The organism is Streptomyces broussonetiae, from assembly GCF_009796285.1.
Lineage (GTDB): Bacteria > Actinomycetota > Actinomycetes > Streptomycetales > Streptomycetaceae > Streptomyces > Streptomyces broussonetiae.
This window is the reverse complement of the sequence record NZ_CP047020.1, coordinates 5,046,987-5,067,135: the sequence shown is the minus strand read 5'-3', so window position 1 is coordinate 5,067,135 and position 20,149 is coordinate 5,046,987. Positions and strand designations below refer to the sequence as shown.

Sequence of the window (20,149 nt, the reverse complement as noted above, 5' to 3'; positions counted from 1 at the left end):
CCTCGGGAGACGGACGACCTGTGAGCATTCTCAACCAACCCCAGGGTTCCTCCGCGGCCGAGGACGCCTACGAGAGCGAAGTGCCGGTCAGGGGCAGGCGGCCCGGCAGTGTCGTGGTGAAGTGGCTGACCACCACCGACCACAAGACGATCGGCACGCTGTATCTGGCGACGTCGTTCGCGTTCTTCCTGATCGGTGGCGTGATGGCGCTGCTGATGCGCGCCGAGCTGGCCCGTCCGGGCCTGCAGATCATGTCGAACGAGCAGTTCAACCAGCTGTTCACGATGCACGGCACGATCATGCTGCTGATGTTCGCGACCCCGCTGTTCGCCGGCTTCACCAACTGGATCATGCCGCTGCAGATCGGCGCTCCGGACGTGGCGTTCCCGCGGCTGAACATGTTCGCCTACTGGCTCTACCTGTTCGGTTCGCTCATCGCGGTGGGCGGCTTCCTCACCCCGCAGGGCGCGGCCGACTTCGGCTGGTTCTCCTACGCCCCGCTCCACGCCGCCATCTACTCGCCCGGTGTCGGCGCCGACCTGTGGATCATGGGCCTGGCCTTCTCCGGCTTCGGCACCATCCTCGGCTCGGTCAACTTCATCACCACGATCATCTGCATGCGCGCGCCCGGCCTGACCATGTTCCGCATGCCGATCTTCGTGTGGAACGTGCTGCTGACCGCCGTCCTGGTCCTGCTCGCCTTCCCGGTCCTGGCCGCCGCGCTGTTCGCCGTGGAGGTGGACCGCAAGTTCGGCGCCCATGTCTTCGACGCGGCGAACGGCGGCCCGCTGTTGTGGCAACACCTCTTCTGGTTCTTCGGCCACCCGGAGGTGTACATCATCGCGCTGCCGTTCTTCGGCATCGTCTCGGAGATCATCCCGGTCTTCGCCCGCAAGCCGATGTTCGGCTACATGGGCCTGATCGCCGCGACCATCTCCATCGCCGGTCTGTCCGTGACGGTGTGGGCGCACCACATGTACGTCACCGGTGGTGTGCTGCTGCCGTTCTTCTCCTTCGTGACCTTCCTGATCGCGGTCCCCACCGGTGTGAAGTTCTTCAACTGGATCGGCACGATGTGGAAGGGCTCGTTGTCCTTCGAGACACCGATGCTGTGGTCGGCGGGCTTCCTCGTGACGTTCCTCTTCGGCGGGCTGACCGGTGTCATCCTTGCCTCGCCGCCGATGGACTTCCACGTCTCCGACTCCTACTTCGTGGTGGCCCACTTCCACTACGTGGTCTTCGGCACGGTCGTCTTCGCGATGTTCGCCGGTTTCCACTACTGGTGGCCGAAGATGACGGGCAAGATGCTGGACGAGCGCCTCGGCAAGATCACCTTCTGGACCCTGTTCATCGGCTTCCACACCACGTTCCTGGTCCAGCACTGGCTGGGCGCCGAGGGCATGCCGCGCCGCTACGTCGACTACCTGGCCACCGACGGCTTCACCGCCCTGAACACCGTCTCGTCGATCGGCTCGTTCCTCCTCGGCCTGTCGATGCTGCCGTTCCTCTACAACATCTGGAAGACGGCCAAGTACGGCAAGCCGGTCGGCATGGACGACCCGTGGGGATACGGCCGTTCGCTGGAGTGGGCGACCTCCTGCCCGCCCCCGCGGCACAACTTCGTCACCCTGCCGCGCATCCGCAGCGAATCCCCCGCCTTCGACCTGCACCACCCCGACATCGCGATGCGGGAGCACGAGCACCAGCTCCCGGCGGGGTCCGACCGGGGACAGGGGTGAGCGGTCCGCCTCGGCAGGAAGCCGACAACACGCTCGCCGACGAGGCCGCGGGATACCTGCTGTGGCAGGCCCGGGTCGCCGAGGCGGAGCGGCGGGCAAGGGAGTTCACCGGGCCGCTGGACTGGCTGACGAGCGCGCAGCGCGAGGAGATCGAGCGCCGCCACATCTCCGACGGCCTCGCCCGCGCCCGCGCCGACCTGGAGCGCATCGCGGCCCGCTGCGCCTCGCTGCGCGCCGAGTACGAACACCGCTACCGGGAACTCAAGCGCCGCTGCCTGGCCGTGACCCTCGTCGTGTGCGCGGGCTGCACGGCCGTGGCGACGCTGCTGTTCCTCCTGTGAACCGTGCCCTTCGCAGGGCTGTGCAGTCGGCTCACGCCATCCAGAAGAACACCGCCGTCATGCGTTTCTGAGCCAGTTCCTTGCCGTGGTAACCCGTCGCGCTGTGCACAAGGTTGGCGTTGTACAGGAGCAGGCGGTTGTACTTGTGCGGGACGCGCACGTCCTCCTCGAAGTGGTCGCCGGGGACGAACCGGGTGCCGAGGGCCTCGACGAGGTTGTTGTGCGGGGCCTGGACGATGTTGCCGCCGAGCCGGCCGCCCGGCAGTGACTGGCGGTAGAAGGCGGTGCCGCAGTCCTTGGGCACGTCCGGGTTGAGGTAGAGCACCGCCGCGTACCGGCACAGGGCGCGGGCGTCGGTGTGCGGGCGCGGCTCGCTCTCGCCCTCACCGACCACCTGGACGCAGTTGTGGTTCAGCGTGCCGCCGCCCGCAGTCCGCTGCACCCACAGCTCCTTCGCCCCGGTCGCCTGCTTCACCAGCCCTTCGACGCAGGCGAGTTCGGCGGGCTCGAGGCCGGGCATGGCACGCAGCCCGGGCCAGGTCTCGGAGGTGTACGGGTACCCCTCGACCCAGTCGTCCTTGGCCAGACAGCGCTCCCGCACGGCGTCGGCGTCGGGCAGCGCGTCGTCGAAGACCCAGTAGTCACGGCCCTTGGTGGGCTTGCGGTACGGCAGGACGGGAAGCGCTGCCGGCGTCCTGGGGGGTGGCTGTGGGGGCATGCGGCGAATCTATGCCAGCGTTTCGTCTCGCCTCTCCCGAGGAATGGTCAACTCTTCCGGCGAAAGGTCAACTCTTCTTTACCTGGCAGGCCGATACGAACGGCCCGCCCGTCCGTACTGCTGTGTGTCCGAACCGCCTCGTGGCGGCTTACCGACGGGGCAGGAGGCACGGTGCGCTTTTCGCGGAACGCGACGGGAACAGTTTTCGTGGGCGGTGCGATGGCCGTGACCCTCGTGGCACTGGCCTACCCGGGCATGCTCGGTCTGAGCAAGGTCGCCACCGCTCAGGACCGGGTCATCGCCAACACCCAGTGGGGCCCGCTCACCGAGCAGGACCGCGACTTCGTGGTCAAGGTGCGCGCGGCAGGCCTGTGGGAGTACCCGGTGGGGCAGATGGGACTCCAGAAGGGCACCACCCCCGGCGTCATCACGGCCAGCAAGCACCTGGTCGACGGGCACGCCGCGCTGGACACCACCTGCCGCAAGATCGCCCCGATGCTCAACATCACGCTGCCGGACCTGCCGAGTCCTCAACAGCAGGGATTCGTCAGCCAGTTGAAGGCGGACAGCGGCAAGAAGTTCGACAGCGACTTCGCCAACATCCTGCGGATGACCCACGGCGCGATCTTCAACACCATCTCGAAGATCCGGTCCACGACGAAGAACACACTGGTACGAGCCCTTGCCGACCAGGCCAACAACACCGTGCTGGACCACATGACGGTGATGGAGAAGACCGGTCTGGTCGACTTCGACCAGACGATCTTCCAGCAGACGACCCCGCCCAAGCTGCCCAACTCCGACCTGACCCCGCCACCGCCGGCGCCCGGCCAGCCGGAGGTGGTGCTGACACCGCCGCCCAACGCCACGTCGACTCCCGTCGACATCAACGGGATCGCCGGTGGCGCGGCGGCGGCCTCACCGGGGGCGAGCCCTGCGCCGACGGCGGGCTAGGCCCTGGGCACCCTCAGGGCGCCAGCCACACCGTCGTGTCAGGGAGCAGCAGTGCGCTGCCCCCGAGCGGCACGCTCGCCAGCAGCACCTCGCCCGCCGGCAGCGGAACCGGCACCGTCCCGAGGTTGGTGACACACCGCCAGGCCCCGGACCGGCTGAAGTCCAGGACGTCGGCCGGATGGTCGGCGGTCCACGTCAGGGTCTCGCCCTCGAGCAGCTTCCGGCGCAGCCGCAGGGCCGAGCGGTACAGCTCCAGGGTCGAGCCCTGCGTCCCCGTCTGGGCCTCGACGGCGTAGGCCGCGAAGGACGGCGGCTGCGGGAGCCAGGCGGGGCCCGGGCCGAAGCCGTACGAGGGGCCCGCCGGTGTCCACGGCAGGGGCACCCGGCAGCCGTCGCGGCCCTTGCTCGTGTGCCCGGACTGCTCCCAGACCGGGTCCTTCAGTGCCTCGGCGGGCAGGTCGGCGACCTCGGGCAGCCCGAGTTCCTCGCCCTGGTAGAGGTACGCCGAGCCGGGCAGTGCCAGCATCAGCAGGGTCGCCGCGCGGGCCCGGCGCGAAGCGGCGTCGGTGTCGAGCGCGGGGACCCGGCCGTCGGACAGCAGCCAGGACCCCGGGTCGGTGCCGGCCGGGAGCATCAGCCGGGAGGCGTGGCGTACGACGTCGTGGTTGGACAGCACCCAGGTGGCGGAGGCGCCGGCGGCCCGGGCGGTGGCCAGCGAGCCGGTGATCACCTCGCGCAGCGCCGCGGCGTCCCAAGAGGCCTGCAGATACTCGAAGTTGAAGGCCTGTCCCAGTTCGTCGGGCCGGGCGTAGCGCGCCCGGCGCAGGTCGGGCACCCAGGCCTCGGCGACGGCGGTGCGCGGCGGGCAGTAGGCGTCGAGGATCGTGCGCCAGTCGCGGTAGATCTCGTGGACCTCGTCGCGGTCCCAGTACGGGTGGCTGCCGGGCGCGACGCGCGGCAGGGACTCCTCGCCGGTGGCGCCGACGCCCCCGATGTCCCGCAGCGGTTCGGTGAGGTCCTTGGCCAGGCCGTGGGCGACGTCGACACGGAAGCCGTCGACGCCCCGGTCGGACCAGAAGCGCAGGGTGGTGCGGAAGTCGGCGCGGACCTCCTCGTTGCCCCAGTTCAGGTCGGGCTGCTCGGGGGCGAACAGGTGGAGGTACCACGCGCCGTCCGCGGTGCGCCGCCAGGCGCTGCCGCCGAAGACCGACTGCCAGTCGGTGGGCGGGAGTTCGCCGTGCACGCCCCTGCCCGGGCGGAAGACGTAGCGGTCGCGGGCGGCCGATCCGGGCGCCGCCCGCAGCGCCTCCTGGAACCAGGGGTGCAGGTGGGAGGTGTGGTTGGGGACGATGTCCACGACCACCTTCAGGCCGAGCCGGTGGGCCTCGGCGGTCAGCGCGTCGAAGTCGTCCAGGGTGCCGAGGCGGGGGTCGACGTCCCGGTGGTCGGCGACGTCGTAGCCGCCGTCGGCGAGTTCGGAGGGGTAGAAGGGGCTCAGCCACACGGCGTCGACGCCGAGCGTGGCGAGGTGGTTCAGCCGCTCGGTGACGCCCCGCAGATCGCCGAGGCCGTCACCGTCGGCGTCGGCGAAGCTGCGGGGATAGACCTGGTAGACGACGGACTGCCGCCACCAGTCGGGGTTCTTCGAGGAGAGGTCCGGATTCCTGGAGGAGAGGTCCGGCGAGCGGTCCGGCGCGTGGTCCGGAAAGTCGTCTGCCATGCGGGCTCCGTTCGGGCTCCGTACGGGCACGGGCGCGCTTGCTAGGGCCGCGCCACCGTCTCCAAGTACAGCTTCACGTACCGCTCGACGTCCACCTCCAACGCCACGTCCACCCAGGCCTGTTCACGGGCACCCTCGTGGATCTCGGACTCGCCGGGGCGGGGGCGGCGGTCGACGATCGTCTGGCCCCGGGAGCGGCCGGGGGCCAGGGCGACCTCGACGGGCAGCAGGCGGGTGGTGAGGCCGGCCGGGTCGGCCACCGCGCACACCGCGCCCGCGTCGCCGAGGCCGCCCGCCTCCTCCGCCTCGGGCTCCTCGCCCACCGCGGTCGGCCGGTGGGCGAGCAGTTCGCCCGCCAGCCGGGTGCCGGGGTCACCGCTCGTGCGCAGCCGGTGGACGTCCGGGGCCGGGACGACGACCTGCATGAAGACGTCGAGGCCGTACATCGTGATGGGCACCCCGGCGGTGAGCAGGATCGCCGCCGCCTCCGGATCGTGCCAGACGTTGAACTCGGCGACCGGTGTGGCGTTCCCGGTGGCCACGGCGCCGCCCATGAAGACGATCCGCTCGATGTTGCGGGTCACCTCCGGATGGGTGCGCAGGAGCAGGGCGATGTTGGTCAGGGGCGCGGTGGGGACGAGTGTGACCGGGCGGGGCGCGGCGAGGATCTCGCGGCGCAGCAGGGACACGGCGTCCAGTTCGGACGCGGTGCGCCTCGGCGCGGGCAGGCCCAGGTCACCCATGCCGTCGGCGCCGTGCACGTGCTTGGCGGCGCGGGCCGGTTCGATCAGCGGGCGGGCGGCGCCCCGGCCCACCGGGATCTCGGGGGCGCCCGCCTGCTCCAGCACGGTGAGGGTGTTGCGGACCACGCCGTCGACGTCCGTGTTCCCGGCCACGCAGGTCACCGCCCTGAGGTCGATCCCCGGGTGGCGCACGGCGAACAGCAGGGCGAGGGCGTCGTCGACACCCGTGTCGCAGTCGATGATCACGGGAGTGGGCTGACCGGTCACGGCGGACTCCTTCCGTCGAGCCGACCTTAGATCAGGACGCTCACTCCCACAGGGCGGTGCCGCGTGCCGCGACCCGGTCGGCGATCCGGCGCAGCAGCTCAGGCACCGGCAGCTCCCCGGGGCGCAGGCCGCCGCGCAGCCGTACGTCCGCCCGCCCGGCCCTGGCCTCGCGGGCGCCGATCACCGCCTGGTACGGCACCAGGCGCGCGGCCCGGATCCTGGCTCCCAGGGTGCCCTGCTCGGGCCCGGCGAGTTCGGCGCGCAGGCCCAGCGCCACGGCCTCCCGCACGAGTGCCGCCGCCTGCTCCAGCTGCTCCTCGCCGACCGGCAGCACCGCCAGCTGCACCGGCGCCAGCCAGGCCGGGAAGGCGCCCCGGTGGGTCTCGATGAGGTGGGCGACGGCCCGCTCGACGCTGCCGATGATGCTGCGGTGCACCATCACCGGACGGTGCCTGGCACCGTCGGCGCCGATGTAGTGCAGGTCGAAGCGGGCCGGCTGGTGGAAGTCGATCTGCACGGTGGACAGGGTGGACTCGCGGCCGGCCGGGTCCGCGATCTGCACGTCGATCTTCGGCCCGTAGAAGGCGGCCTCGCCCTCCGCCTCCTCGTGGTCCACGCCGGCCTCGGCCAGGACCTCCTTCAGCAGCGCGGTCGCCCGCCGCCACAGCTGCGGATCGGCGACGTACTTGCCACCCTCGCCGGGCAGCGACAGGCGGTGGCGTACGGCCTCGATGCCGAGGTCGGCGTAGGCGCGGGCGATCAGCTCCAGCGCGCCGCGGGCCTCGTCCACCGCCTGCTCCAGGGTGCAGAAGATGTGGGCGTCGTTGAGCTGAATGGCGCGCACGCGGGTCAGTCCGCCGAGGACGCCCGACAGTTCCGCACGGTACATGCTGCCCAACTCGGCGATGCGCAAGGGCAGGTCGCGATAGCTGTGGGAGCGGGAGCGGTAGACGAGCGCGTGGTGCGGGCACAGGCTCGGCCGCAGGACCATCTCCTCCGACTGGTCGGGGCCCAGTTTCATGGGCGGGTACATGTCGTCGCGGTAGTGGTCCCAGTGCCCGGAGATCTCGTACAGCTCGCGTTTGCCGAGCGCGGGCGAGTACACATGCCGGTATCCGGCCCGGCGTTCGGCGTCGCGGATGTACTCCTCCAGGGCGTGCCGGACGGCCGCACCGTCCGGCAGCCAGTACGGCAGACCGGCGCCCATCAGCGGGTCGGTGTCGAACAGGTCCAGTTCGCGGCCGAGGCGGCGGTGGTCGGCAGGCGCGTCGTGCATGGTCGGGTCTCCTTGCGCAAGGAGGCGAACGCCCAAGGACACGCCAGAAGCCCCGGGGCGCTCGCCCCGGGGCTTCGATGCTGGTCAGGTGTCAGCGCGCCGGGACGGTGTCCGGCGTCGTCGTGCTCGGTCGGCACTGCTGGGCGCGCTGCATACGGGGACCGTAGCAGCCCCCGCAGCCGCGCGGCGAGGCATTTTCCCCGCGTCCGCGCACCCGGTGCGCAGGGCTGCTCACCCGTACGGCCCGGAGCGCTGGTGGGGCGGGCGGGGCGGTGGTGCCGTGAGAGCAGGCACATCCGCAGGCACCCCAGGAGGCACCGCGATGACCTGGTTGAGCGACGCGATACGCCCCCGCGGCCTCCACCTCGCCCTCATCACGGCCGGGCTCGTCACCGTCGGCGGCTGCGCGGCCCTCGGTCTGCGCCATCCGGCGACCGCGCCCCAGCCCCTGCCGACGATCGACAGGCCGACCCCGATACCGCGGGCGTCCGGGCGGCCGGACGGTGCCGCGCTCACCGACGACCAGGTGCGGTCCGCGCTCCTGACCGAGACCGATCTGGGCGCCCCCTGGACGGCGACCCGCGGCGCGGCCACCTGGCGGGACGAGCTGCTGAAGGCGACCAGCTCGGCCGGCGCGTGCTCGCGGCTGATGGACACGCTCTACACCGACGAACTCCTCGGCGGCCCGCCGCGCGCCGCGGTCGGCCTCGACGACGCCGACACCAACGCCCAGCTGCGCTACCAGATCGGCGCCCGCCGCCCCGCCGACGTCAACACGATGCTCGCCTGGCTCAAGACGCTGCCGCAGCAGTGCGCCCGGTTCACGGCCACCACCGACAACGGGCTGCAGGAGGACGTGCGGGTCGACGAGGCCTCGCTGCCCGAGGTCGGGGACGCCCGCCAGGGCCTGCGCATCACCATCGCCGCCACGACCTCCGACCACCGGGACCTCCTGCTCACACTGGAGCTGGCCGCCGTCCGGGTCGGCCAGGACTCCTTCGCGTTCACCAACGGCGGCCTGGGCGACGTACCGAACAACGCGACGCAGGCCGCCGTCCAGGTCGGTGCGCTGCACCTGGCGGACGTCCACAAGCGGGGGCGGGCGCAGGTGTGATCACAACGGCGGCTGGGCCGGGGCCGGGCCGAGGGTGGTGGTGCCGGGGGCCGTGCGGTGGCCGAGGCCGGTGCGGTAGGCGTCCAGGGCGGCCTCGGTGCGGCCCGTGCGGCGCAGGAGGTCGCCGAGGAGGCGGCACAGGTCGGCCAGGTCCCCGGCGGCGCCCGCGCGTTCCAGCAGGCTGAGCGCGCGGACGTAGTGCTCCTCGGCGGCCTCGGTGTCCCGGGCGTCCTCCGCGATGATGCCGAGCAGCCGGTGGGCCGCGGCGGCGTGCACCGCGCCGCGCTCGGAGGAGAAGTCCCCGAGGACGCCCTGCAGCAGCTGGGCGGCCTCGACGGACTTGCCGAGCCGGTGCAGCACGTCGGCGAGTTCCACGGCGGCCTGGCTGCGGTACAGGGCGGCCCGGGTCTCGGAGAGCATGGCGTACGCCTGCCTCAACTCCCCTTCGGCGCGCTCCAGTTCGCCGTTCTGCGCACAGACGTAGCCACGCATCCAGTGGCAGTTGGCCAGCTCGGTGCGCAGGCAGAGCCGGCGGTACAGCTCGGCCGCCTTGGCGAGTGAGGCGTCGGCCTCGGCGAGCCGGCCCTCGGCGAGCAGGGTGCGGGCCACCGAGCGGTGCATCCGGGCGAGCAGCGCCTGGTCACCGGTCTGCGGGGCGAGCGCGAGCGCGAACTCGGCGGCCTGCGCGGCGCGGGCGTGCGCACCCATGTCCATGTACGGGCCGATGATGCTGGCGTAGAGCAGCAGCAGGGCGTCGGGGTCGTGCAGTCCGCCACGGTTCAGCTCGTCGAGGGCGGACTCCAGCAGATAGACGGCGTAGCGGAGTTCACCGGCGAGGTAGTGCGAGACCGCGCGCCCGCGGACGGCCGGCACCCGCACCGGCAGCGACTCGTCCGCGACACAGGCCTCGGCACGTTCGAAGAACTCGCGCGCCCCGACCAACTCCCCCGTCTCCAGGGCGCATTCCCCGAGCCCGAGCAGCGCGGAGGCCTGCTCGCAGCCCAGCCCGTGGCGCTCCGCCTCCGCGAGCAGTGACGTGTACTGCGCGGCGGCCTCCTCGGCGCGCCCGTCGGCGAGCACCCGCTGGGCCTCGGTGAGCCGCAGCCGCAGGTCGGTGGCGAGGTGGGCGGGCCGCCCGACGGCCAGCTCCTCGAAGGCCACCCCGAGCCGCCCGGCGATATGCCTGAGCGCCTCGTCGGAGGCGCGCACCCGACCGGCCTCCACGGTGGAGATGTAGGCGGGCGTGTAGGCGGGCTCCGCCAGCTGTCGCTGCGTCAGCCCGCGTTGGTTCCTCAGATGCTGCACCCGCCGTCCGACCACTGTCGGATCGTCCCGTTCCCGCATTCGTCGAATCCCCCCAACTCCCCTGATACCTCTTGCCGTTCGACCCTGGCAGCCCTAGGTTAAACGGCAAGTTAAGCGTGCTTAATACGTCGCTGTTGTATTACGTCGCTGCTGTGTTGCGAGGTCGCCGTGCAAGGACGTACGCCCGCCCCCTACGGGCGCCCCACCCCCGCACCCCTGATCCCTTCCCGGATTCGCCTGACCGCAGGCACCCCGACCGCACGCGGTGTGGCGGCCGCCGTGATCGCCGCGTCGGTCCTCGTCCTCGCGGCCAACGCCGGCCCCGCCCACGCGGCGGCCCAGCCCCCGGGCCCGCAGACCCACCGGAGCGCACCGGCGCACCCCTGAGGACAGCCCCTCGCCCAGGCCCTCCCCCTCCCCCTGCGTCCGCCGCGGGCCTAGGCTTGCGCACGTGACGTCCGCAGCCGCGCGTGCCGCCCTGGATCTGACCTCCGACCTCCCGGTCCCGGACCTGGAAGATCTCTACCGGGACCTGCACCGCCACCCCGAGCTGTCCCTGCGTGAGCACCGCACCGCCGGCCTGCTGGCCGGCCGGCTGAAGGCCGCCGGGTTCGAGACCACCGAGTCGGTCGGCGGCACCGGGGTCGTGGGCCGGCTGGGCAACGGGGACGGGCCCGTCGTGCTGCTGCGCGCCGACATGGACGCGCTGCCGGTGCGCGAGGAGACCGGGCTGCCGTACGCCTCCGGGACGGACGGTGTGATGCACGCCTGCGGGCACGATCTGCACGTCACCTGGCTGGCCGGTGCCGCCCGGGCGCTGGCCGCCGGGCGGGATGCCTGGCGCGGCACCCTGCTGGTGGTGGGCCAGCCCGCCGAGGAGTCCGGACAGGGCGCCGCCCGGATGGTCGCGGACGGGCTCTACGAACGCTTCGGGCGCCCGGACGTCCTGCTCGGCCAGCACGCGGTGCCCGGCCCGGCGGGCCTGTACCCGCACACGCCCGGCCTGATCATGTCGGCGGCGACGGACGTGGACATCGTCGTGCACGGGCGGGGCGGGCACGGCTCGCGCCCGGAGGCCACCGTGGACCCGGTCGTGACGGCCGCCTACCTGGTCACCCGGCTCCAGACGGTCGTCTCGCGGGAGCTGGCCGCCGGGGAGTCGGCCGTGCTGACCGTGGGCCGGATCGAGGCGGGCACCCGGCACAACATCATCCCGTCCGAGGCACGCATCTCGCTGAACCTGCGCAGCCAGTCGGAGGAGGTCCGCCGGCGGATGCTGGCCGCGATCGAGCGCATCGCGCGCGGCGAGTGCCTGGCCGCCGGCTGCCCGCGCGAACCCGAGGTCGTCCTCGGCGACAGTTTCCCGGTGACCGTGAACGACGCGGCCACCGACGCCGCCGTGGCCGCGGTGCACGGCGAGGTCTTCGGCGCGGGCACGGTCTTCGACCCGGGCCCGGCGATGGCCAGCGAGGACTTTCCGCAGCTGGCGCTCGACGGCACGATCCCGTACTCGTACTGGTTCGTGACGACCACCCCCGCCGGGGTGTGGGAACAGGCCCCCGGCGACACCCTCCCGGAGAAGCTGGCGGCCGTACCGGGCAACCACAGCCCGCACTTCGCGCCCGACCTGTCCGTGATCGCACCGGGTGTCCGCGCCCTCGTCTCCGGCGCCCTGGCGCTGCTGTCAGTGGCATGACCTGGCCGGGCCGACGGCCCGGACCGCCACCTACCGGACCGCCGACCGGAGTTGAAGCAACTGCTGCTGGATGTTCTCCAGCGCCCCCTGCCGGCGGCCCGGTACCCGCAGTCGCAACTGCGTGAGCGCGGGCCCGAGTTCCCGGGCCCGCGCCGCGTCCCCGATCCGGCCCCACTGGTGATGCGCCCGGTCCACGGCCGCCTCCACGGCAGGCGCGTCCACCGCCTGCCCGGCGGCCAGCCGCACCCCGGCAACCGCCAGCCAGGCCCGGCAGCTGCCCACCGCGTCCCCGGCGAACATCGCCAGATCGGCCCGGACCTCGGCCCAGTGCAGCGCCGCGTCGGAGGCGGGCCCGTACGCACGCACGGCATCGGATTCATACCGGGCGGCCAGCTCGTCCGCCTCACCGTGCCGCCCGCCCCGGACAGCGGCGCTGATGAGGGTGTGGGGGTCCGGCGGGAGAGGGTGCGGGGCCGGCTCGGCGGCCTGCCCGTCCTGCGCGACGGCATGGGTGTGCTGTCCGGTGCCGGGCGGGGGCACGGTGGGGACCAAGGGCCGGCCGAGGGGGGTGGACGGGTGGGCGAACGGGGGCGCGGGAGCGGAACCCCCGGCGACGGCGAGCACCAGATCCCGCCCCGCAGCGGACTCGGCGATCCGGGCCAGCGCCTGCTCGTGCAGCACGGGCAGCGCAGGCCGGTGCCCACTGCGCAGCAACGTGGCCACCGCCTTCATGTACGAGGGCTCGGCCGGCCCCCGCCGCCCCGGCACCGGCGCGACCCGGCCGTACACCGCCGCGTTGGGTCCGCAGTCCAGCCCGCGCTCGGCGACGTACCGCCAGGCCTCCGCGTCCGCGTGCAGATCCACGACCAGTCCCGTGTCCGCAGCGGAGCGCAGCCGCAGCTCCTCCCGGATCCAGTGCCACGGCAGCGCGGTGTAGCGCACGGTCGCCGCGGTGGTGCGCGCCAGCGCCAGATGAGGCAGACGCTGCTTGCGGTCCAGATGCACCTGACCGGCGATGTACACGGTCAGCGGCCCCGGCGCCGCCGCCGCGGCCCGCAGCCGGGTCAGCACGGCCTGCGGCTCCAGCGGATCGGCCAGCTCGACCACGTTGGCCGTGTCGGCGCCGGACAGCACGGCAGGGGCGACCGCGGCCAGCACGGGCAGCACACCGGCCGCGTCCACCAGACGCCCCCGGCCCAACGGCGAGGCCGCGAGCAGCAGCACGGTTCCGGGCATCGTCCCTCCCCCTGTCGACCTGTGCGGCCGATGGACCCCGCTCGGGCGGTGACCCCCACGCGGCCCGTGGTCACGACTTCCAGCCAGCACCGTAACCGCTGCGCCTGCAAACGCGCGCCTCAGGTCCGCAAACCGCCCTGTCGGGGCCTTCGCCCTCGGGCCCCGCAAGCCGCCGCACCGCGAACACCGTGGTGTCGTCGCCGAGCCGCCCCCTGCTGTGCCGCAGGACGCCGTCACGGACCCGGCGCACCAGCCGCCGGGGCTCGGCCCGCAGGTCCGGCTCGGCGGTGGCCATGGCGGTGATGTCCCGGGCCAGCGGATAGAACTCACCGGCCCGGTCGCGGGCCTCGGTCACGCCGTCGGTGACCAGCAGCAGCGTCTCGTCGGCGGCCAGCGGCACCCGGTGCACGGGTGGCGGCCCCGCCCCCAGCTCGCTCATGCCGATCGGCAGCCCGTCGCCGCTGGGCAGCTCGCGCACCCCGCGGGGACCGACCGCGAGCGGGGGCTCGTGCCCGAAGTTCACGGTATCGACGACGTCCGCGGCGTCCACGGGAAAGCCGATCAGCACGGCGGTGGCGAACCGGTCGCCGTCGTCGTGGCCGAGCGCGACGCCGTGGTCCCGGTGCCGCAGCATCCGGGTCTCCAGGCGTTCGGCGACGGTCGCGAGATCCCTCTCGTGGTAGCCGGCCTCGCGGAAGGTGCCGAGCAGCGCGGCGGCGGCCTCCACCGCGCCGAGGCCCTTGCCCTGGACGTCACCGACGAGGACGCGGGTGCCGTACGGGCCGGGCTGGATGTCGTAGAAGTCGCCGCCGACCCGGGCGTCGACGTCGGCGGCCAGATACACACCCGCGTGCTCCAGCCCGGCCCAGCGCGCCGGCAGCGGACGCAGCACGGTACGCCGGGTGGTCTCGGCGATGTGCATGATGCGCAGGGTCTGCCGCTCCTTGCGCTCACGCACGGCGGCGGCCATGGTGGCCAGGACACCGCCGAGGGCGACCAGGACGAAGTCGCCGAGCCCGGCCTGGTACTCACCGGGCCAGGTGCTGTCGACGACGACGTACGTCACCACCGCGAGCACGGCGAAACCACCCGTCGTCCACACCCCGCAGATCGCCGCGGCCGTACCCGGGACCAGCACGATCCAGGAGATGATCCGGAACCGCTCGGTGGTGTGGAAGTCCACCAGCAGGATGCCGATGTACAGCAGCAGCGAGGGCACCCAGGCGACACTGCGGCCGTGGAAGCGCAGCGGCTGACGCTCCCGCTCGTACTCCATCTCCGTCACGGCGGGCAGCCCTCCATGCCCTTCAGCGAAGCACGCCGGACAACCGCCCGCATCCGGGCCCCGCCCCCGTACCGCGCCCTGCTCCCCGTCCTTTCCCCCATCCGGCCGACTTGCCGGGCCGCGGTGCCAGGTGTGCCCTGGAAGGCGGGGGAAGTCGGGGGCGAGGAGAGAAGAGAGGAGCGCTCTCATGGCTCAAGCGGCACCCGCGCCCGGTGGAATGTCCCGCCCCGGGCGGACGCCTCAGGTGGAGGGCCGGGCACCCGAAGCACGCGCCACCCGCCCGCCCGACGTCTTCGACGCACGCACCCACCGCATCGCCCACATCGCCGTCCCGGTGGTGCTCGGTCTGATCTACGGCTACTGGGTCGCGGCCAACAACCGCGCAGGAGGCACCATCACCGGCTGGAACCTGCTGCTCGGGTTCGCCAGCGCGCTGGTGTTCGCGGTGGTGAGCATGGCCCTGCTGACGCTGGCCCCGCGGATGCCGCGGGAAGTGCACGCACTGCTGTGGACGGCGTTCGTCGGCTGCGCGTTCGGCTTCGCCTACGGCCAGACCGGCGCGACGGTCTGGCGGTCGGTGGTGATGTCGCTCGTGGTGGCGGCGGCGACGTTCGCCGTCTTCTTCTACCGCTACTACACACGTGAGGACGCGTTCGGCCGCCGTGTGCGCTGAGCACACAGGACGAGCACACGGTGACGGAATGTGCGTGGGCCCCGGCCACCACCGGCCGGGGCCCACGCACTCCCCTGTGCCCCCTCTTCCTTCCCTCTTCCCACACCGCTCCCTCGAGCCGGTTTCCGTCTCCCCAGCACCAGGAAACACCCGTTCGGCCCAACCCTCCACCGGAGGCTGCCGGACCGTACCCCGTCCTCGCTCCCGGGTAGCCCGAATGCCACGCCCCGCTGGCGCCCGCACCCTACGGGCCGTTGCCTGGAAACGTGCCCTCACGTCTCAGGAGCGCCCTGTCGGCCGTGCTGCTCGCCCTGTCCTGCCTCCTCGTGCCGTTCGCCGCGCTGGCGGCCTGGGCGGCGTACGGACTCGTCGACACGGGCCGGTACGTCACCACACTGGCTCCGCTGGCCGCCGACCCCGACGTCCGGGACGCCGTCGCGGACACGGTCGGCGACGGCATCCTGCGCGCGGTGGACCAGCACCCCGAACTGCGCCCGGCCGGCGGCTCCGTCCGCCCGTTCGTCCACGACGCGGTGCGCTCCTTCACCCAGACCGAGGCCTTCCGGCTGGCCTGGGACACCGGCAACCGGGTCACACACGACGCGGTCCTGCGCGCCCTGCGCGACGAGCAGGACGAACCGGCCGGACAGCCGGTCACCGTCGACCTCGCCACCGTCACCGACCCGGTCAAGCGCCGGCTCACCCACGACCACGTACCGCTCGCCGCGCGCATCCCGGTGGAACACACCCCGGTCGCCGTACTCCCGGGCGACGAACTGGTCGCGTTCCGGAAGGGATTCCACGTGCTCGAGGTCGCCGGCTTCTGGCTGCCGGTGGCGGCTGTCGTCTTCGCCGCCACCGGGATCGCCCTCGCCGTCCACCGCCGCCGCGCCATCACCGCGACCGCGCTGGGGACGGCCCTGGGCGGTGCCCTCCTCGCCCTCGCCCTCGCCATCGGCCGCAGCCTCACCCTCTCCGACCTGCCCGCCGACGTCCCCCACCCCGCCGCGGGCGCGGTCTACGACGCCCTCACCGCCACCCTGCGCTGGACGGCCTGGCTCCTGCTGGGCCTGGGCCTGACGGCAGCGGGCGCCACCTGGCTGACCCGCCGCATCCGCACGGGCCGCCCGCCGCGCAGACGGCGGCCCACGGACTCCGTGTCGAACCCGGAGACCCGACAGCCCCGGGCAGGCGTCTGAGCCGGGCACAAGCCGCCGGAGGTACGGCCGGGACGGCACTGGATAATGACGGCATGTCCCGAGAGTTCCCCATCGGCCTCACCCCTCCCGACTGGCTGGTGCGGAACCTCCAACCCCAGCAGGCCCCCGTCAACTGGCCCGCCGTGGCCCGCGCCGCCGTCGCCCTGGCCCTCCCCCTGGTGATCGGTCTTGCCACGGGCCACCCGGCCTACGGCGCCCTCGCCTCCATGGGCGGCCTGTCCGGCGTCATCGGCGACACCGCCGACGCCTACCGCATGCGCATCCTCAACATCGCCGTCCCGCAGCTGTTCGGCGCGGTCGGCGTCACGCTGGGCACGCTGGTGTACGGCCACGGCTGGTACGCGGTGGCGGCCGTCACCGGCGTGGCCCTGCTGTCCGGCATGATCTCCACGATCGGCGCGGTGGCCTCGGTCTCCGGCCTGCTCCTCCTGCTGAACTGCGTGGTGGGAGCAGGCCTCCCGCTGCCCCGGCCCTGGTGGCTGGCCCCGTTGCTGATGACGGGAGGCGGCCTGCTGGTCCTCCTCCTCGCCCTGCTCGCCTGGCCGTTGCGCTCGGGCGTCCCGGAGCGCGCGGCGGTGGCGGCCACCTACCGCACGGTCGCCGCGCTCCTCGCCGTCTCCGGCACGGACCGCGCGGAGGAGTACGAGGACGCCCGCCGCAACGTCACCCATTCCCTGAACCAGTCCTACGACCTGATCCTGGCCCGGCGCGCCCGCCACCACGGCCGCAGCCCCGAACTCACCCGCCTGCTGGCCCAGTTGAACGCCGTCACGCCCGTGGTGGAGGCGGCTCCCGCAGCCCACTGGTCGAGCCGCCCCCTGCCTGCGCAGATCCCCGCGGCGGTCCGTCACCTGGCGCAGGCCGTCGAGACGGGCCACACCGGCCCGACGGCCCTGGACCTGCCCGTCCCGGTGAGCGAGACGGCCCGCGCGGTGGACCACGCCCTGCGCCACATGGCCGAGGTGGTCGCGTCCCCCGACCTCGACCCCCGGGGCATCGACGACCGTCTGGGCCGCCCGGCGACGCTGGGCATCCGCACGGCACGAGCGGCCCGCAACGTCGTACTCTCCGCCGGCTCCTGGCGCTACGGCCTGCGCCTGGCGGTCTGCATCGGCATCGCCCAGGCCCTCGTCTCGCTGATCCCGGTCCCGCGCTCCTACTGGGTGGCCCTGACGATCACCTTCGTCCTGAAACCCGACTTCGGCTCGGTCTTCTCCCGCGCCCTGCTGCGCGCGCTCGGCACCGTGGTGGGCCTGGTGCTGGCGGCGGTGGTCCTGGCGGAGATCCCGCTGGGCTGGTGGGACGTCCCGGCGATGCTGGTCCTGGCCCCCCTGATCCCGGCCCTGACCCCACGGGGCTACGGCTACCAGACGGCGGCGATCACTCCGGTGATCCTGCTGCTGTCGCACATCCTGAACCACCAGGGCACGGCATTGCTGCTGCCGCGCCTCACCGACTCCCTCCTGGGCTGCGCCATCGCCCTGATCGCCGGCTACCTCCTGTGGCCGGAGAGCTGGCGCACGAGGGTCGGTGACCGGCTGGCCGACGCGGTGGCGGACACGGCGGCCTACGTGGAAGCGGCCTTCGGCCCGGCCGCCGACCTCGCCGCCCGGGCCCGTATGCGCCGCCGCCTCTACCGCGACCTGTCGGTGATCCGTACGGAGTTCCAGCGGGCCCTGACCGAGCCACCGCCGACCGGCCGCCGCGCCGCCGCCTGGTGGCCACTGGTGGTCGCCGTGGAACGCATCGTCGACGCCACGACGGCGGCCCGCGTCCGCGTGAAGCACGGGGCCCAGCCGCCGTCCACGGCCGAGATCACCCAGATCGTGCGGCAACTGGGGGAACTGTCGGAGGGGGTGCGCAGCGCCGAAACCCTGATCCCGGTCCGCACGGACCTCACCGGACCTGCCGACAGCGTCCTCGAACCTCTGCGCCAAGAGGTTGCCGCGGCCCGGTCGATCGCATCGCCGCACTGAGTGCTTCGCTAACCTTACGTGTCCGTCCTGGCCAGGGATCTACGGGCATCAACTCACGCGAAGGGTTGCGCATATGGGCATTCTCACTCTCCTGCGGAACGCATTCGGCCGCTCACGCAAGGGACGGGCCGCCGAGGCAGAGGGTGCGGACCGACGCTCGGCGCAACCGGCCACCCCGGCTCCCGCCGCTGCCGAGGAGCCGACCGCCACGGTCCCCGAGCCCCGCCACTCGTCCCCCGACGAACACGATCTCGTGGCAGCGGCCTTCGACAACGTCAAGGTCCCCCGCCAGCCGGAGGAGGGCGTACCTCACACCCGCCCCAAGCCCGAGACGACGGCGAAGCCGACCCCCGAGCCGGAGAAGGCCACGGAAACAACACCGGAGGCCGAGCCGACCACGGAGACCGAAGCGACCGAAGCACCATCCGCCGAGACCGAAGCCACCACGGAGGCCGAGGCGACCGCAGGGGCAACTCCCGACACGGAGGAACAGCCCGGGGCCGAGGCGACCGCGGAGGGCGAGGTGACCGAAGCGGTAACCGCCGAGGCCGAAGCCCCCGCGGAAGCAACACCCGAGACGGAAGCCCCCGCGGAAGCAACACCCGAGACGGAAGCCCCCGCGAAGGCAACGGCCGATGCCGAGGCCGCCGTGGAAGCAACCCCCGGCACGGAGGAGCAGCCCGAGCCCGAGGCGCCGACGCAGGCAACGGCCGAGGCCGAGGCCGCCGTGGAAGCAACCCCCGGCACGGAGGAGCAGCCCGAGCCCGAGGCGCCGACGCAGGCAACGGCCGAGGCCGAGGCCGGCGTGGAAGCAACCCCCGGCACGGAGGAGCAGCCCGAGCCGGCGGCCGTCGAGACAGCCGGGGCCAAGGCCGGGGAACAGCCCAAGCCCGGCACCGCCCCGGAAGCCGGAGCCAAGGCCGAGCACGAAGAGCCCGCGCAGGCGAGGGCCGAGGCGGAAGCCGAGGAGCAGGCGGAAACCGGGGAGCAGGCGGAACCGGTGGCCGTGGAGACGAGCGCACCGCAGGCCGCCGACGGCGAGACCGCCCCGCAGGGGCCACCGGCACCCGACAACGAAAGCCGCACGGGTGGTGCGGGTGGGAACACGGACGCCGAAGGCGAAGCCGAGGCGGAACCGGCCCCGGCGCCGCAGGCACCCGCACCCGCCACCCCCCTCACCAAGGTGAAGTCCCGCACCCCCGCCCTCGCCACCGCCTACAAGGCAGCCGCAGCCGCCCTGAGGAAGACCGACCTCACCGGTGCCCGGGCAAAGCTGTACCTCGTCCTCGACCGCTCCGCGAGCATGCGCGCGTACTACAAGGACGGCTCCGCCCAGGCCCTCGCCGACCAGACCCTCGCCCTCGCCGCCCACCTGGACGCCGAGGCCACGGTCCACGTCGTCTTCTTCTCCACGGAGGTCGACGGCACCACCGACCTCACCCTCACCCCGGACCACGAGACGAAGATCGACGACGTCCACGCCGGCCTCGGCCGTATGGGCCGTACCAGCTACCACGCCGCCGTGGAGGCCGTACTCACCCACCACGACAAGAACGGCGCCCCCGGCACTCCCGCCCTCGTCGTCTTCCAGACCGACGGCGCCCCGGACGCGAAGACCCCCGCGACCCAGGCCCTGACCGCAGCCGCGGACACCCACCCCGCCGTCTTCTTCTCCTTCGTCGCCTTCGGAGAGCACGACAACAAGGCCTTCGACTACCTCCGCAAGCTCAAGACCGCCAACACGTCCTTCTTCCACGCGGGCCCCACCCCCCGCGAGCTGACGGACACCGAGCTGTACGAGGGTGTCCTCGCCACCTGGCGCCCGTAGGCCCGCAGCGCGTCACCCGGGGGGTGGGCCACACCGTCCACCCCCCGAAACGCGTGTG

At 73.0% G+C, this 20,149-nt stretch carries 17 protein-coding genes; 10 read left to right on the top strand and 7 right to left on the bottom strand.

Features of this window, described 5'->3' with window-relative positions; genetic code table 11:
* Positions 1-20 precede the first annotated feature (20 nt).
* Together ctaD and GQF42_RS23495 are read left to right on the top strand one after the other, a co-directional pair.
* Positions 21-1,739 (top strand): aa3-type cytochrome oxidase subunit I, encoded by a 1,719-nt coding sequence (gene ctaD, locus GQF42_RS23500; protein WP_158922954.1) that lies wholly within the window; start codon positions 21-23, stop codon positions 1,737-1,739.
* Complete coding sequence (locus tag GQF42_RS23495; protein WP_158922952.1) at positions 1,736-2,080, top strand: cytochrome C oxidase subunit I; 345 nt, start codon at positions 1,736-1,738, stop codon at positions 2,078-2,080. The genes ctaD and GQF42_RS23495 overlap by 4 nt, the downstream gene beginning before the upstream one ends.
* A gap of 31 nt (positions 2,081-2,111) precedes the next feature.
* On the opposite strand, the gene GQF42_RS23490 is transcribed toward GQF42_RS23495, so the two are convergent.
* Entirely contained in the window at positions 2,112-2,798 is a 687-nt protein-coding gene (locus GQF42_RS23490) for a DUF6445 family protein (protein ID WP_158922950.1), read from the bottom strand.
* A 219-nt stretch (positions 2,799-3,017) separates the two neighbouring features.
* Between GQF42_RS23490 and GQF42_RS23485 the strand changes: the two genes are divergently transcribed.
* Positions 3,018-3,752: a DUF4142 domain-containing protein gene (locus tag GQF42_RS23485; RefSeq protein ID WP_375989360.1), complete on the top strand. Its 735-nt coding sequence runs from the start codon at positions 3,018-3,020 to the stop codon at positions 3,750-3,752.
* Between the two features lie 13 nt (positions 3,753-3,765).
* Here the strand turns inward: GQF42_RS23485 and GQF42_RS23480 are convergent, their stop codons facing one another.
* The 3 genes from GQF42_RS23480 to thrS are packed head-to-tail and all read right to left on the bottom strand — an operon-like array spanning position 3,766 to position 7,758.
* Positions 3,766-5,472 (bottom strand): glycoside hydrolase family 13 protein, encoded by a 1,707-nt coding sequence (locus tag GQF42_RS23480; protein ID WP_158922946.1) that lies wholly within the window; start codon positions 5,470-5,472, stop codon positions 3,766-3,768.
* Between the two features lie 41 nt (positions 5,473-5,513).
* On the bottom strand, positions 5,514-6,482 hold the full coding sequence (locus tag GQF42_RS23475; protein ID WP_158922944.1) for a nucleoside hydrolase: 969 nt from the start codon (positions 6,480-6,482) through the stop codon (positions 5,514-5,516).
* A gap of 40 nt (positions 6,483-6,522) precedes the next feature.
* Positions 6,523-7,758 carry a threonine--tRNA ligase gene (gene thrS, locus GQF42_RS23470; protein ID WP_158922942.1) on the bottom strand — a complete coding sequence of 412 codons (1,236 nt, stop codon included), beginning with the start codon at positions 7,756-7,758 and terminating at the stop codon, positions 6,523-6,525.
* A 322-nt stretch (positions 7,759-8,080) separates the two neighbouring features.
* On the opposite strand from thrS, the gene GQF42_RS23465 reads away from it, so the two are divergent.
* Positions 8,081-8,872: a hypothetical protein gene (locus tag GQF42_RS23465; protein ID WP_158922939.1), complete on the top strand. Its 792-nt coding sequence runs from the start codon at positions 8,081-8,083 to the stop codon at positions 8,870-8,872.
* Here the strand turns inward: GQF42_RS23465 and GQF42_RS23460 are convergent, their stop codons facing one another.
* Positions 8,873-10,216, bottom strand: coding sequence for a tetratricopeptide repeat protein (locus GQF42_RS23460; RefSeq protein ID WP_158922937.1), 1,344 nt, complete (start codon positions 10,214-10,216; stop codon positions 8,873-8,875).
* 129 nt (positions 10,217-10,345) lie between these two features.
* On the opposite strand from GQF42_RS23460, the gene GQF42_RS23455 reads away from it, so the two are divergent.
* Together GQF42_RS23455 and GQF42_RS23450 are read left to right on the top strand one after the other, a co-directional pair.
* Positions 10,346-10,564, top strand: coding sequence for a hypothetical protein (locus tag GQF42_RS23455; RefSeq protein WP_158922935.1), 219 nt, complete (start codon positions 10,346-10,348; stop codon positions 10,562-10,564).
* Positions 10,565-10,628: 64 nt separating this feature from the next.
* The gene (locus tag GQF42_RS23450; protein WP_158922933.1) at positions 10,629-11,873 is read left to right on the top strand and encodes an amidohydrolase; all 1,245 of its coding nucleotides are present in this window, start codon (positions 10,629-10,631) and stop codon (positions 11,871-11,873) included.
* Between the two features lie 30 nt (positions 11,874-11,903).
* Here the strand turns inward: GQF42_RS23450 and GQF42_RS23445 are convergent, their stop codons facing one another.
* Complete coding sequence (locus GQF42_RS23445) at positions 11,904-13,109, bottom strand: hypothetical protein (RefSeq protein ID WP_158922931.1); 1,206 nt, start codon at positions 13,107-13,109, stop codon at positions 11,904-11,906.
* A gap of 70 nt (positions 13,110-13,179) precedes the next feature.
* Entirely contained in the window at positions 13,180-14,385 is a 1,206-nt protein-coding gene (locus tag GQF42_RS23440; RefSeq protein ID WP_199273088.1) for a PP2C family protein-serine/threonine phosphatase, read from the bottom strand.
* 196 nt (positions 14,386-14,581) lie between these two features.
* Here GQF42_RS23440 and GQF42_RS23435 point away from each other — a divergent pair, with 196 nt between their 5' ends.
* From GQF42_RS23435 to GQF42_RS23420, 4 genes are all read left to right on the top strand, one after another.
* Complete coding sequence (locus GQF42_RS23435) at positions 14,582-15,067, top strand: hypothetical protein (RefSeq protein WP_199272765.1); 486 nt, start codon at positions 14,582-14,584, stop codon at positions 15,065-15,067.
* A gap of 266 nt (positions 15,068-15,333) precedes the next feature.
* The gene (locus GQF42_RS23430) at positions 15,334-16,266 is read left to right on the top strand and encodes a hypothetical protein (RefSeq protein ID WP_158922927.1); all 933 of its coding nucleotides are present in this window, start codon (positions 15,334-15,336) and stop codon (positions 16,264-16,266) included.
* A gap of 53 nt (positions 16,267-16,319) precedes the next feature.
* Entirely contained in the window at positions 16,320-18,263 is a 1,944-nt protein-coding gene (locus tag GQF42_RS23425; RefSeq protein ID WP_158922925.1) for an FUSC family protein, read from the top strand.
* A 73-nt stretch (positions 18,264-18,336) separates the two neighbouring features.
* Positions 18,337-20,091 carry a VWA domain-containing protein gene (locus GQF42_RS23420; RefSeq protein WP_158922923.1) on the top strand — a complete coding sequence of 585 codons (1,755 nt, stop codon included), beginning with the start codon at positions 18,337-18,339 and terminating at the stop codon, positions 20,089-20,091.
* The last annotated feature ends 58 nt before the right edge of the window (positions 20,092-20,149 follow it).